Source organism: Acinetobacter sp. UBA991, from assembly GCF_002292065.1.
Taxonomy (GTDB): domain Bacteria; phylum Pseudomonadota; class Gammaproteobacteria; order Pseudomonadales; family Moraxellaceae; genus Acinetobacter; species Acinetobacter higginsii.
On the sequence record NZ_DBBF01000035.1, the window covers coordinates 37,685 to 51,266 of the forward strand.

At 36.2% G+C, this 13,582-nt stretch carries 16 protein-coding genes; 10 read left to right on the forward strand and 6 right to left on the reverse strand.

Annotated elements, in window-relative coordinates; genetic code table 11:
- The first annotated feature begins 412 nt into the window (after positions 1-412).
- On the forward strand, positions 413-775 hold the full coding sequence (locus B2727_RS14750; protein ID WP_004807675.1) for a hypothetical protein: 363 nt from the start codon (positions 413-415) through the stop codon (positions 773-775).
- 125 nt (positions 776-900) lie between these two features.
- Here the strand turns inward: B2727_RS14750 and B2727_RS14755 are convergent, their stop codons facing one another.
- Together B2727_RS14755 and gltS are read right to left on the reverse strand one after the other, a co-directional pair.
- Positions 901-1,848, reverse strand: a complete 948-nt coding sequence (locus B2727_RS14755; protein WP_033133293.1) for a metal-dependent hydrolase — start codon at positions 1,846-1,848, stop codon at positions 901-903.
- A gap of 232 nt (positions 1,849-2,080) precedes the next feature.
- Positions 2,081-3,310: a sodium/glutamate symporter gene (gltS, locus tag B2727_RS14760; protein WP_033133292.1), complete on the reverse strand. Its 1,230-nt coding sequence runs from the start codon at positions 3,308-3,310 to the stop codon at positions 2,081-2,083.
- 523 nt (positions 3,311-3,833) lie between these two features.
- Here gltS and B2727_RS14765 point away from each other — a divergent pair.
- The 3 genes from B2727_RS14765 to B2727_RS14775 all read left to right on the forward strand — a co-directional run bounded on the left by B2727_RS14765 (position 3,834) and on the right by B2727_RS14775 (position 4,890).
- Positions 3,834-4,151, forward strand: a complete 318-nt coding sequence (locus B2727_RS14765; protein ID WP_033133291.1) for a hypothetical protein — start codon at positions 3,834-3,836, stop codon at positions 4,149-4,151.
- A gap of 149 nt (positions 4,152-4,300) precedes the next feature.
- Positions 4,301-4,495: a hypothetical protein gene (locus B2727_RS14770; protein ID WP_005203190.1), complete on the forward strand. Its 195-nt coding sequence runs from the start codon at positions 4,301-4,303 to the stop codon at positions 4,493-4,495.
- 92 nt (positions 4,496-4,587) lie between these two features.
- Complete coding sequence (locus B2727_RS14775; protein ID WP_005316041.1) at positions 4,588-4,890, forward strand: hypothetical protein; 303 nt, start codon at positions 4,588-4,590, stop codon at positions 4,888-4,890.
- Between the two features lie 153 nt (positions 4,891-5,043).
- On the opposite strand, the gene B2727_RS14780 is transcribed toward B2727_RS14775, so the two are convergent.
- The gene (locus B2727_RS14780; protein ID WP_005203192.1) at positions 5,044-5,286 is read right to left on the reverse strand and encodes a hypothetical protein; all 243 of its coding nucleotides are present in this window, start codon (positions 5,284-5,286) and stop codon (positions 5,044-5,046) included.
- An 859-nt stretch (positions 5,287-6,145) separates the two neighbouring features.
- On the opposite strand from B2727_RS14780, the gene B2727_RS14785 reads away from it, so the two are divergent.
- From B2727_RS14785 to B2727_RS14810, 6 genes are all read left to right on the forward strand, one after another.
- Positions 6,146-6,799 carry a hypothetical protein gene (locus tag B2727_RS14785; protein WP_005316037.1) on the forward strand — a complete coding sequence of 218 codons (654 nt, stop codon included), beginning with the start codon at positions 6,146-6,148 and terminating at the stop codon, positions 6,797-6,799.
- 185 nt (positions 6,800-6,984) lie between these two features.
- Positions 6,985-8,856: a non-contractile tail sheath protein gene (locus B2727_RS14790; RefSeq protein ID WP_033133290.1), complete on the forward strand. Its 1,872-nt coding sequence runs from the start codon at positions 6,985-6,987 to the stop codon at positions 8,854-8,856.
- A 261-nt stretch (positions 8,857-9,117) separates the two neighbouring features.
- Positions 9,118-9,450: a hypothetical protein gene (locus tag B2727_RS14795; protein ID WP_032882365.1), complete on the forward strand. Its 333-nt coding sequence runs from the start codon at positions 9,118-9,120 to the stop codon at positions 9,448-9,450.
- A gap of 161 nt (positions 9,451-9,611) precedes the next feature.
- Positions 9,612-10,124, forward strand: a complete 513-nt coding sequence (gene lptA / locus B2727_RS14800) for a lipopolysaccharide transport periplasmic protein LptA (RefSeq protein ID WP_033133289.1) — start codon at positions 9,612-9,614, stop codon at positions 10,122-10,124.
- A 160-nt stretch (positions 10,125-10,284) separates the two neighbouring features.
- Entirely contained in the window at positions 10,285-10,566 is a 282-nt protein-coding gene (locus B2727_RS14805) for a hypothetical protein (protein ID WP_004653154.1), read from the forward strand.
- A gap of 135 nt (positions 10,567-10,701) precedes the next feature.
- A complete protein-coding gene (locus tag B2727_RS14810; protein WP_005316029.1) occupies positions 10,702-10,956 on the forward strand; it encodes a hypothetical protein in 255 nt (84 codons plus the stop codon).
- A gap of 35 nt (positions 10,957-10,991) precedes the next feature.
- On the opposite strand, the gene B2727_RS14815 is transcribed toward B2727_RS14810, so the two are convergent.
- From B2727_RS14815 to B2727_RS14825, 3 genes are all read right to left on the reverse strand, one after another.
- Entirely contained in the window at positions 10,992-12,233 is a 1,242-nt protein-coding gene (locus tag B2727_RS14815) for a mechanosensitive ion channel family protein (protein WP_005316027.1), read from the reverse strand.
- A 120-nt stretch (positions 12,234-12,353) separates the two neighbouring features.
- On the reverse strand, positions 12,354-12,893 hold the full coding sequence (locus B2727_RS14820) for a DUF2058 domain-containing protein (protein ID WP_005203213.1): 540 nt from the start codon (positions 12,891-12,893) through the stop codon (positions 12,354-12,356).
- Positions 12,894-12,896: 3 nt separating this feature from the next.
- Entirely contained in the window at positions 12,897-13,577 is a 681-nt protein-coding gene (locus B2727_RS14825) for a YoaK family protein (RefSeq protein ID WP_005203216.1), read from the reverse strand.
- Positions 13,578-13,582 lie beyond the last annotated feature (5 nt).

Genomic DNA, 13,582 nt, shown 5'->3' on the forward strand with positions numbered 1-13,582 from the left:
CACTAATAGGTAGAGGCAGAAACGAATAGCCAAAATAATAAAATAAATGAATTAGAAAATGAAGATCAGCAGCCACAGAGTTCGGTGGTGAATTCAATTAATGTTAATCCAGTAGATTTAGTTGAAATTTTTGTTGAGATTGGAAGAGATGCATTAGATGTGGCTTCATCAATTATAGAGAATATTGATGTGACTTTTTGATTAGAAAGTTTGTCTTATAACTAAGTGTAGTTATTTAAAATAGGGAGATATTAAATAAGGTTTTATTTAGTTATTCTTCATGCTTTGTTTTATGTTTTTAAACGTATTGGTGTTTGATTTTAAGGCGGTTTTTTGTCCAATATGATGTTATAATAAGTGAAAATTAATATATATAGAAACGGTGATGAAAATAATATCTATAGTTATACTTATGTTTTTATTCGGTATATGTCGTACAGCAGATGCTAAAAACTTTAAAGATGATTACGTTAATTTATCTGATGTTTATTTCAAATCTATAGATGATCAAATTCAATTTGAATACGGCTTAAGAGGAAAAGTAAAGTCGAAAAATGAGCAGTTAGAGGCAAAGCAAAAAGAATGCTTGGTTGAGAAGAGTAAAGTAAATCTACACAAGCTCATTATGGAACATTATTTAGAGTATCAGGGCTATATGCAGGATGCTGCTGAAAGTGTGATGGCCAAAGATGAATTTAATTTTACTCAAAATGAAGCACAAAAAAATTATGCAGTACTTAAAAATGAGTTAAAACAAACTAAATTTCCTTGTTAAGTAACTGTTAGTTATTGTTTCTACCTGCTGTATGTTTAAGCTCAAGTCTTGAAGAAAAACACCCTTAACGAATTAAGGGTGTGAAATTGAAAAGTATGATACTGATGAAGGATATTGCAAAAAAATTAACTTGCTACAGGCGTCTTGCCTGAGTTTTGAGTCATTTGTTCGAAATATTGTACTGCTGGTGAGCGGGCCATATATGCCAATGCCTGTTCAGTATCGCCTTCATGGACTGGGTTAAATTTTGGAGATGTCCAACGTAAAGTTGCTTTCCATAAATATTTAATGGTTGGCAGATTATCTGTTTGTGTTGCAGTTTTTTCAAATTCACGGATAAATCTAAAGAATCCGCGACGCATTAATTTTTGGATATCTTGATGCTCTAGATCTTGTTGTCCAAGGCTACGCGCAAAATCTGCAAGGAAGAAAATAAACAGAGGGAATACACCCATCATGATCACTTGTCGAGAGACATAGAAACCAAATTTGTTGGTGAGTAAATGCTCAAAAAGGTCATAGGCAACGCAACGATGCTCAACTTCTTCGGCAAGATGCCAGCGAAATAAGTCAGTCATAGCTGGATCTGCTGTATCCCAAGACTTGCTATCGAGTGTCCATTGTCCAATGGTTCCAGTAAAGTGCTCGATTGCAGCAATAACACCAACTCGGAACAACAACCAGTATTCCTCCAACTTTTCACTCTTGAGGAACGGTATCCCTAAAGGTTTGTCACCGAGAAGAATATTAAAAATAAAGTGAGCACGATTTAATGGATCTTGAATGTCATAACCATTTTCTCTCAAGAAATCTTGTGCTTTTTCGTGGGCACGGGCATGAGCAGCTTCTTGACGAACAAATCCGATAACTTCTTGTTTTAGGTTTTCATCAGTTACATAAGGGAGTGCTTTATTAAAAACTCGACAAAACCAAAATTCACCTGCAGGTAGCAACATATTGATACCATTGGCAATGTGAGAGCATAGCGGGTCATTTGGCATCCAACAAACAGAAGATTCCGAAAAATCAAAATATACTTTTCTTGCTTTTAGTTGATGATTTTCTGTGATCATACCTGTCACCCAATATAAAATTACGAATCAATTTGAATCAGTAATTTTTAGCATTGAGTAAAATTGTTCACCATGTGCTTATAGGACAAAAATACCTGATCTAGAGATTCTAAAGATAAAATAGCAAGAACTTCTCACTTTGAAGCTTGAAATGCCATACATAAAAAAACCATATCTATTGAAGATATGGCTTTAATAAAATCAATCAAGCAGTCAATCTATGACTTAGCAATTAACCAAAGATTTGTAAGATACTTTGAATAACAACAACGTTTACCAGATCAATAAAGAATGCACCGACAAGAGGAACAATCAGGAATGCTTTATGTGAAGGACCATACATGTTGGTAATGGCTTGCATATTTGCAATCGCATTTGGAGTTGCTCCCATACCAAAACCACACAGACCAGAAGCCAGTACTGCTGAATCGTAGTTTTTCCCCATCACACGGAAGGAGATATAAACAGCAAAGACCCACATTGCAATAGACTGAGCAATTAACAAAATGATCATTGGAATTGCAAGGTCTGCGAGTTGCCAGAGTTTTAATGATACCAGTGCCATGGCGAGGAAAAGCGCGAGGGCAGTGTTACCAAATACATCAATTGAACGATCAAAGATTTCTTGTTTTAAGCCTGTTTCTAACACATTACGTAACAGAATACCGCCGCCCAATGCCCAGACAAAGGTAGGCAATTCAATTGCAGTACCAATCGTCAGGTTCTTCATTGTTTCTGCAAACGCTAGCGCAAATGCAAACATACCTAAGGTGACAATTGCGTTGTCTGCAGTGATCAAACGAACTTTCTGTGGTGCTTCAAATGTGTATTCGCTATCAGTAAGCGGGGCATCTTTATTTTCTTCGCGTATTTCAGCGTTTAAAGGTGACGCCAGATTATGCTTACGAATAAGATAACGCGCTAATGGACCACCCATTAAACCGCCAACCACCATACCAAAAGTTGCACTCGCAATACCCATTGGTAATGCGCCTTCAACTGCGTATTTGGTTTCAAAAATTGGACCCCAAGCACCCGCAGTACCTAAGCCACCGACTAAGGCAATTGAACCTGCAACAACACCCATCAATGGATCAAGGCCTACGGCAGAGGCAATTGCCATACCAACGCCATTTTGAATGATGACAAAGAAGGAAATTGCAATTAAGAAGATGATTAATGGTTTGCCACCTTCTTTGAGTTTGGCGAAATTAGCACTTAAACCAATGGATGCGAAAAACATCAGCATAAAAGTGTCTTGCATTGGCTTATTTACAGAAATTGTATAACCCGCAAATTGATGGATTAAGTAAAAAATAATTGCGCCGACTAAACCGCCTGCAACAGGCTCTGGGATATTGTATTTTGTTAAAAACGGGATGTGCTTGTTTAAAATGCGTCCTACGTAGAGGACCAACACCGCTAGCATGAGCGTATATGTTGGATTAAGAATGAAATCCATAGATATCCTTAAAGTATGAACCGTTAAGAGCATAAAAGGCTCTCTGAGGGCGCTAGATTAAATTAAAAAAAACAGCTTTAAAATATGTGATGTGGTTAACAATTAAACATTGCTGCATCTAAATAGTTGTTGCAAAATATTTAAGTAAACAAAGAGTAAAATTACAGTAAATTTAAGCATTTAATTTAATGATTGTTTATTTGAGAAGGCATGTTGCTGCCATGGATTTCACATGAAATTGAGAAAAATTATTTTTTTGTCTGAATGGGATCTAAAAGGGTACTTTTTATACGCTTGCTGCAGCAAAATTTAGAATTTCAATCATGAATACGCTAGAGAAATGCAATATCAAGACGCTCTTATCGCGCAGGAACCATAAAGTTGCTGAATTCATAAGAAGTTACATTTCGTAGCTTAAATCCCGCAAAGCGCTCTACAATAAAAACAGAAAACGAATCGTTTATTTTGAAAAAGTGAATATATTTATTTGCTTAATTTTTTATTGGTTGTCTAGGTTACTTAAATGAATAAAAAGCATATTATTTTATCTTTACTTATCGGTTTAGTTATTGGTGGTTTAATCGGTTCATTCGGTTATTCAAAGACTACAGCACGTTATGATGCAATGACTACAGCTTGTGTCATGATGAATCAAGCGGTTGAAAATGAATTATTAACGCCACAACAGGTTAAACAGTTAGGCACACTGACTGGACAAAGTCTTAAGAAAGACTATCAATCGGTTGCTTCCAAATTTCAGTTTTCTGAAAAACAGCTGGCAAATGCTTCTGCAGGTTCAAATTGCAGCCAGTTTATCGTTGGGGTAAACGAAGCGAAATAATTTTAGTTCAAAAAAGCCCACTTCATGTTGGGCTTTTTTGAATTTTAGAAATATATGTTGGTTTTATAGTGCAATAGAAAAAGAAAATGCCCTAATTTACTGAGTAGGCGTATACTGTTTATACGTATTAGAATCATAAGGATCCAAAAATGCTTGTTAAATTTGCAGTTCGATTCATGGGTGTTCTATTTGCGGTATTGGCTCTGGTCGCTCTTGTGATTCATTTCTTCTTTTCTAGTAAGTTGACTACGGATTTATGGATTATCATGGTTCCGATTATTCTTGGTGTTCCAATGCTCACTTCCGTCATTGTTGCTAAAGATGATGAATTAAGTATCCAATAGAATTTATGTTTAATTGTACAAAAGCTTATCAAATGATGGGCTTTTTATTTTTATGTGGTATAAAAATAATTCCAATAATAAAGGAGCATAAAGTGTTTTTTTCTGAAATTGTTCAAACTTTAGATCGAGAATATGAGCTATTCATAAACTCTCAAAGCTATCAATCCTATAAAAACAGTGACATACAAATCAAAGCATTATTTTTGAGAAATGCGCTAAAAGCAATTAAATATCCGCATACTGGTTTAATCCCTTTAGGTGGTGGAGTGTATAAGCTACTGAATTTTGATCATTTTGAATTGGATATTAACTTATTCAATACACCCCAATTTCGTAATAAAACAGCTTTTATTGACTGGGTTTCTAGACGCTTAGATAAAGAGATCTGCCCATAACAAAAAACAGATGAACTAAATGTTTAGAAGTAATTTGATTTAGGTTCGAGTAGTGGCACTTGAAAATTAAAACGCTCATTTTCATCATTGATTTTGAGCGTTTATTCATTCTAGTTGCTTAGAAATGTGTTCTTGATGCTTAGTTGCTTGCGCTTATGCTATTTTTTTCATATGTTCCAAGCAGTCAATTGCGGTCCTACTTGTTACACTGAGTTCTCTAGCTAAAGTTTGGGCTTGATCCCAACCAAATATCTCTAATTTGACCAATAATAGCAGCGTCATTTCAAGATGATTTTTGCTCTTAATGATTTCATCAGAATTGTCAAGATCAATTAACATATCAATTTCAGTTTTGATATAGTCGATTGCTGCATCTTTTTGCCGTTTTTGATACATTTTTTTTCTCCTATAAAAGGTATCTCAATAATTAATAGAATACGGAAATAGCTTAATGATTTATTAAATTAAAATTAATTGAATATTAAATAAATAAAATGCTATAGGTATTCATTAATGTATTTCTCACTGCTTGCAGCGCGTCACTTTTATTTATAAGTTTGAGCTGAGAATAACTCTAAAATTGGCAATACTGAATCTTGCATCATTATTTTGTCAACTTTCAGGTTTAAATTTCACAAATAAATGAAAAATACTCTAATTTTATAATGCAATTTGTAAGCTTTAGTCAACTGACGGTTACATTTCGATTGGCCTTTTTTGTGTGTTTTGTGACAAGCATTAATAATTATTTATTTAATTCTGTTTTTAAGTTTTTATTTAATTTAATCAATAACTAAGTTTTAATAATAAATTATTTTTTGTATACTTTGAAATTGTAAAAGCCGACCCTAAATTGACAATTATGACGTTTTTTTGCAGTAATAAAATAGTGGGGTAGCAAAAATGAACGCAATGGAAGAATATTTGTCATTTTTTTCCTATATAGGTTATATGAAAAAAATATGTTTTTTATTAATGAATTAGCATGTGGCTTAATACAACATAAAAAAATTGAACTGTAAAGTTAACGAAGATAATAAATCTCTTGGAGATATTATTCAGTGTGTCTATGAGACAACAATACGGTGAGTTTAGGGCTGAACATGGTTTTGTGTTAAAATTACACAAGGATATAAGGGCGACCAGATGTCGGTTTCTTGTTTTTATTGATAGTCTTTAAAAAAAAATGATTTTTAAAAAATTGAAAATAAATTATTCTCTAAGCTCTTAAATTCAAATAAAAATAGGCATTAGGATGAAAAAAATATTTGTCGGGGTGATGGGAGTAGCAGTATCTCTCATGGGCGTAAATGGGTGGGCAGATACACCTTTACAAGTCAATTATGGGACACCTCAAGAGCTTGGACAGCGTACAGTCCAACCCATAGATCAGAATTATCGTAGTGAGACGAGCAGCGGAATTCAGACTTCTGTATTTGCAGAATATTATGGCTCTAGATTGCAGTCGGATGCGATTGATGGTCATGAGAAATTAAATGGCTTTGGTACAGGCGTTACATTTACAGCCTTGGATACCTTAAGTACAACATTTGGATTGAATTACCAAAAAAGTTCAGATTGGCACAGCACTGAAATCAATGTTAAAGGTGGCTATAAATTTTATAATCAAAATAATACTTATGCGAATGCAAGTATTGGTATTGGTTATGCATGGCTTGATGCAGATGACTATGATACTAAACTGCGTTATGTAACTTTGCCGATTGATTTTGAATTAGGTCACTATATTCAAAAGGATATTGCAGGCTATGTGGGACTTGGATATAAATGGCTGTACATCGAAAACTTTGACGATGCATGTACAGGTTATTTTTGTGAGAGCACCGCGTCTGATGTGTTAGATCTAGATGGAATCACTTATAAAGTGGGCATTCGTTACAATTTCTAAGAATCCGTTTTTGCAATAAAAGAGCTCGTCACAAGATGAGCTTTTTTATTGATCTGATTCAGTTTAGCTTTACATAAAGTCGAAATAAATGCGTACTTTTTGATCAATCCTTACTCATGCAAACAGTCAAAAAATCACGATCGCTTAAGATAAAGATTCAGTGATTAATGAGAGCATTTAAAAAAATGACAAATACTTTTGAATATAAACAAAAAAATTTAAAAACAACTCCCGGAATTAGCATCCAAACCTCAATGATTAATCGTTTTAGTCCAAAGTACTGGCGCATTGATGGTCCACAGACCATGTCGTTTGCAATTACCAATTATGGGAATGGCTTTGAAGCATCATTTCGCTCACGTACCACAACCGATCTTGCAGGGATTATTTGGGATTCATATGATGCGAAAGATCATAAGTTTTTGGCTTATGAAACTAAATATGATTACAGCGGTGTGATTTGGGATTTTGATATTGAACTCTCGGCATCTATGCCAATGTTAAATAATCCAACATTAACACCGACACTTACTGTGCAATACAAAGCCAATGGTGAGGACAAGGTTGCTTACATTGTCTTGTTTAACTATGCAAATCAGCCAGCATCTCGCTCGGCACATATTCATATCAATTGGAATACAGTCAAAGCGGGGTTTTCAGCAACAGAGTCTTTTCCTGTCACCAACATTCAGCGAATTTCGTTTTCAGGTTTTACGAGCAGTTATAATGGGCATTCTACCCAGCCTTTAGCCCAAGTCGAAGATGGCTATATTCGTTTAACGAATTCGGTAACCACAGGGCCAAATGCCAAACTTACGCTCAAGCGCGTTTCTGTTCCACAACATGACTACGGCATCTGTACCAGCTACGATGACCATTATGATCTGAATCCACAGCGCTTGGTCGATAATATGCAGGCTTTGGGTTATCACGGTTTGATCAATCATTATTGTGGTATGTCAAAGTATCCTGAAATGTCTTGGAACAGTAGTATTAATAAATGGCAAATTCCAGATACGTTGGTGACCAATCAATCTGTTGTAAATCCATGTACACGTAAATGGCATGAGCGTTTTGCTCAAGCATTGCAAAATGCTGGGATGCAGCCTGTATTTGGTGTCAGTTTTGAAATGTACTCATTGGGCGCAAATGAATTCTGGGCACAGCGCGATTGGAATAGTAATTTAGGCCGTACGGGGTATGAACCGCCAAGTTATTTCTTTAGCCCGTGTGATCAAAATGCACTTGCTTATCTACATAAAGCGTTTATTGAGTTTGCTGATACGATGGCTGTAGGCGGCTGCCCTGTAAATATGCAAATTGGTGAACCTTGGTGGTGGTATAATCAGGGTACAGATTTACCATGTGTCTATGATTATCCAACTAAACTGGCATTTAACGCAGACACGGGATTGTATGCACCAGACTTGGGCACGATTTATGATGCAGTAAATAAAACAGGCACACCATATGATGAGTTTAAGGCTTGGTTACGCAATAAACTAGGACAGACATGTCGAGATATTCGTATAGTGATTAAAACCAAGTATCCAACAGCAAAAGTGTGTCCACTGATTTTCTTTCCAACGATTCGCACACCGATTGAAACCTTGGCGACAGATATCAATTATCCAAGTGAGCACTATAGTTATCCGAATTTCGATTATATCATGACGGAAGCCTATGACTGGATTTTGGAAGCGCGTTTAGGCTTGGCTCATCAGGCGGTTTCAGAGATTCCTACACAAGATTTGAACTACCCAGCTGATAAAGTGGCTTATTTAGCAGGATTTGTTCCTGATTCCTCAATTGCTCACCTCTATGGATTTGATAAGACTAAGCCTTATCGAACACCAATTTGGCAGCGTGTATTTGGAGATATGAAGAATAATAATCCTTTAGGACTGATGAAGCAGTTTATCTGGGCCTATCCGCAAGTGATGCAGGATTCTGTGACGATTGATACTGTACAGGCACCGAATGGATTCTTTGTCGAAAATACACTGTATACGCCAATTAGCGATGATACGCCGTATCCACCTGAGATTTATTTATAATTAATACTTAGACTGGAAGTGGTTTTTTAAATTAAAAGCCACTTCTATTTTCATCATTTACCTAATTTTTTAATAGAATGATTTGAATCACGAAGTGAGTACTGGCGGAACATCCATAGAATTTTTTTTTGATCATACACTGTTAAATTTTTCTTACCCAACTGGTACAAAAGATATCTGCGGTGTCGTACTTTAATGATAAATTAGAACAAATGACCCGCAATGGCGGATTTCTATGAATTTATCGTATGCAGCATTGTTATGAAAATCAGAATTCTATCTCTAGGCTTAATCTCCATCTTATTTGTTGGTTGTAACAAGCAGCCTGAAGTTAAAAGTGAGAAGGCGCAAGAAAGTTTTGAAGTCGTGGACAATAAAATCTCCGAATACATGGACATCTTGGATAATCCAGATACACCAAAACAAGAGCAGACACGTGTACTTTGCAAAGATTATCCTAATCTATATGAATCAAAGTATATTCCTGCTTTACTAAAACTTGCACCTAAGGACTATAGCAAAGAGAAGTTGATGTCTGATTTAAAAGTATCGACTGATTATTATGCTGAAAAACTGGATATCAATTGTCAATAGACTGGCTTAGAGAGGAGATTTTCCTCTCTTATTTTTACCCATCAGGAATTTTCGCATATTTAGAGTCAGTATTTACGCTCATTTAATTATTTCAAATAAGAATTAATCTCATCTTGTGCTAAGATCAGCCGTTTATAAATGCATTGATCTAAAATAATATCATGATGAAGAAAATTGTTTCGATTACATCAATTTTGATGTGCAGTACATATATTTATGCGCTTGAGTCTGACTTTCAGCAGTCGATTTATATTGAAGCTACAGATACGCTTTATAGCCCAAATCAAAGTTCCTTTTCGGCTTCTAATATCCAAATTAAACAAGGTACGATTGATATCCAAGCGGCTAAAGCCATAGGAACTTTGAAAAATGGCCAGCCTTATCAACTTGCGCTTATGGGAAGCCCTGTCAGATTTCAGCAAAAAGTGAGTGAAGAAAAGGGAATGGTTTATGGTAAGGCCAACCACGTTGAGTACAGCACTTCAGCAACTGAAATTGTATTAAAAGGTAATGCATCCATTATCATGGATGGCTCCAGTATTTCAGGTGAAACGCTAAGATATAATTTAACCATAGGTGATGTTGAGGCTCGTGGTAGCTCGAATAAACGCGTTCAGATGGTTATTCCACCACAGAAAAATGTGCAAATGAAGCCGCTGATCAGAAGTCAGTAGGCGAGTCAAAGTACTTCCATTTGCTTATTTAGCTCATAAAATTGTTATTCTTGTATTTGCGCGCCAAAATCTGTCGTTTAGTTGACTTTATGGACTTGAAAAACTGGAAATAGAACATATTATAATTTTTTTCTTATTCTGATATTACAGGCGGAATACGGTGAACGAAGAAGTTTTGTTACCTGCATCACGAGCGACTGCAATTTCTAATGCAAATGTTAAAAAGTTAACAGTAGATAAAATTCTCTCAAAAATTTCCAGTACGATTAAATTAAGAGCCAGTGACGGTGATCGAGATGCCTTACAACAATTTTCAAAACATGAAGTCAGTAGCGAAGATGCGGATATTGTTGTAACTGAATTAAAGGAAGCAGGTTATAGAGTTTTCTTAAATCCTAATTTTACCAATACCAATATTCAGTTTCAGCTAGAGTGGGACTGATTCCTAAAGACCGTAAAAAGCTCCAAATTTGATTGGGGCTTTTTTATGCGCCATTTTCTTTTCTAGAAGTAAAACTTATCCCTAAATGTTTAATAAATTTGTTTATAATGTTGAAAAATCAATTTAGAGCGATGGATGAGTTTAAAAGGATTGCTCTTTGTCATGTTAGGGATGGCATTGGCTTTTGCCAGTTACTTCTACTGGGATTATAAAAAAACGGGTGGTTATCAGAAGAATAGTGATGGCTATTATGGTTATTTTTTTCCGAGAGACAATGGATTAAACAATCCAGCAGATTGTGAATTAGCAAATACAGAAAACCCAAAAGAGCCACCAGTATCAGCGGAGTGGATGCAAGGGTGTAAGAAGTACTTTGAGATCAATCAATAAAAAAGCACCTGACGGTGCTTTTTTATTGAGCTAGATTAGGCTTTATCGGTTTGTTCAGTAGAGAGTAACTGAAAATCGTGACCTGATGGTGCTTGATAAATTCTCAAGCCAAATTCAGGAATAATTGCAATCAAGTGATCAAAAATATCAGACTGAATTGCTTCATACGAAGCCCATGCAATGGTATTGGTAAATGCATAGATTTCTAATGGTAAGCCTTCACTGGTTGGTTGCATTTGACGTACCAAAATAGTTTGGTTTTGGGCAATCCCTTGATGCTGACGTAAGTAAAATTCAACATAAGCACGGAACGTCCCAAGATTGGTTAAACGACGTTGATTATACTGAGACTGATTACTCAAGTGATTGTTGAACTCTTCAATTTCAGATTTCTTAGCATCGAGGTACTGATCAAGTAACAAGAAGTCTTTGAGCTTTTGTTGTTCGGCATCAGACATGAAGTGAACACTGCTTTGATCTAGGAACAGTGAACGTTTAATGCGACGGCAGCCAGACTCACTCATCCCACGCCAGTTTCTAAAGGTGTCAGTCACCAGTTTGTTTGTTGGAATGGTTGTAAACGTCTTATCAAAGTTCTGTACGGTCACCGTATGTAATGACATATCAATGACATCGCCGTCTGCATTTAAAGATGGCATTTCAATCCAGTCACCAATACGAACCATGTCATAAGAAGCGATTTGAACACTGGCAACCAAAGAAAGAATGGTATTTTGGAACACCAACATCAATACCGCAGCCATTGCACCGAAGCCTGCAAGTAGGGTAAACACATCTTTTTTTAAGAAGGTTCCCAAAATCATGAGGCCACAAACAACGAATAAGATCAGTTTAACAAGTTGCAGATAGCCCTTAATCGGCTTATTTCTAGACTTGGGATTACGTTGATAAATTAAGTTAAAAATATTCAGCGCTTCACTGACAGTAAGTGCTAGGGTCAGGAAGATAAAAGCCTGCGCACCCATTTGTACAAAGCTGATGAATTTCTCTGGTAGATGTGGAATCGTGGTAATGCCATTCATGATGACAATCGCAGGGACGATATTGGCAAAACGCTGAGTCACACTATGTTGTGCGAAAATTGATTGATTTGGAGATTTAAATTTTGTAACTAAATGGCGAATACCACGGACGATAATTCTTTTCGCAATAAAGTTGGCAAGTGCCGCAAACAAAATCAAAATGATGAATGCAATCGCTGTTTCTAGCCATGGGTAATGGCTTAACTCACTACGCAAATACTTTAAATAATCCAAACCCAAAACACCTTATAAATTCTTTGAGCGGGAATTGTAAGGTGTAATGGTGTTTTATATTAACTTGATCACAGTTTATATACGATTTGTAAAGGCGTCTTTACATAACTGTTGGATGATTTACCACATTAGATCATCAGGAATCACATATGCTGCATATGGATCTTCCTCATCGGTAGTTTGATCATTTTTCTCGGTATTGTTATTTATCAAGATAAAACCTTGCATTTTTTGATCAATTTTTTCCGCAAGCGCTTTAGGTAAATAAGCGTAACTGTCTTGATCTTTGGCAATCACAAGTGAACCTGAAACAAGGGCATTATACACTTGCTGTGAAAGATAGACTTTTTTGATCTTGCCCTCATCAATAAATTGATAAGTTACGTCACCTTCAATTTCTTTTACTTTATGATGTTTAATCATCTGGATGATCGAAGCTTTTAGGGCTTTCTCTTCCAGTACAGCTTGCTTTTCTTGATTCAATGCTTGGTCTTTGGCTAGTTTTTCTTGTTTGGCACGGTCGATTTCAGCTTTCAATGCCGCATCATCATTTTGTCCAGTACGTTGGCCATGTTGTGCTTGCTTCGTTAATTTTTTTGCTTTCTTATTATCAACCAAGCCCGCTTTTAACAATTGAGCTTGCAATGCATTTTTAACCATAATTCAATCCAAATTTGAGTTTGATGAAGAACGAAAATAGAAAATCCAGTAGGCGACACTCATTGCTAAGCTTAATGCTGCTGGAATGAGAAAGGTCTGTAAGTTTAAATAAGGATAAAGCAGACTCGCAATAAGTCCACCACATAAAAAACCGATAAAGATGAGAAGATGCAGAAAAATACGGCGTTTTTCTACTTTTAAGCCACGTGCTTTATAACCTAATGCTAAACCGATATCGGTCAGGACGCCAGATAAGTGCGTTGTGCGGATAATTGCACCTTTGTAGTGGCTCACCATGGCATTCTGTACGCCCATGGCAACACAGGCCCATAACAGGCCGTAGCGCGGGAAATAAGGCAGTAAGAGCCAAGTGAGAACCAGAAAGATCGCGACTAAACTAAGCGGCAAGCCATAACGTCGACCAAATGCAACGCTGCCATTGCCAAGGATTAAGCCACTATAAAAAGAGCCAATCACAAAGCAAAGGATAACCAGACTGAGGTAGATAAAATGCTCAGGCTGCCAGTCAAGCAAACTCATTGCTAACATACTGACATTGCCTGTCATGTGTGAAACGGACTGATGTAGGACTGTAAATAAGCCCAAAACGTTTACCATTCCTGCATTCAGTGCAAGGAAGAAAGCACCGAGTTGAATCCAGTTAGGTAAACGTTGAAGTGGCATAGCAA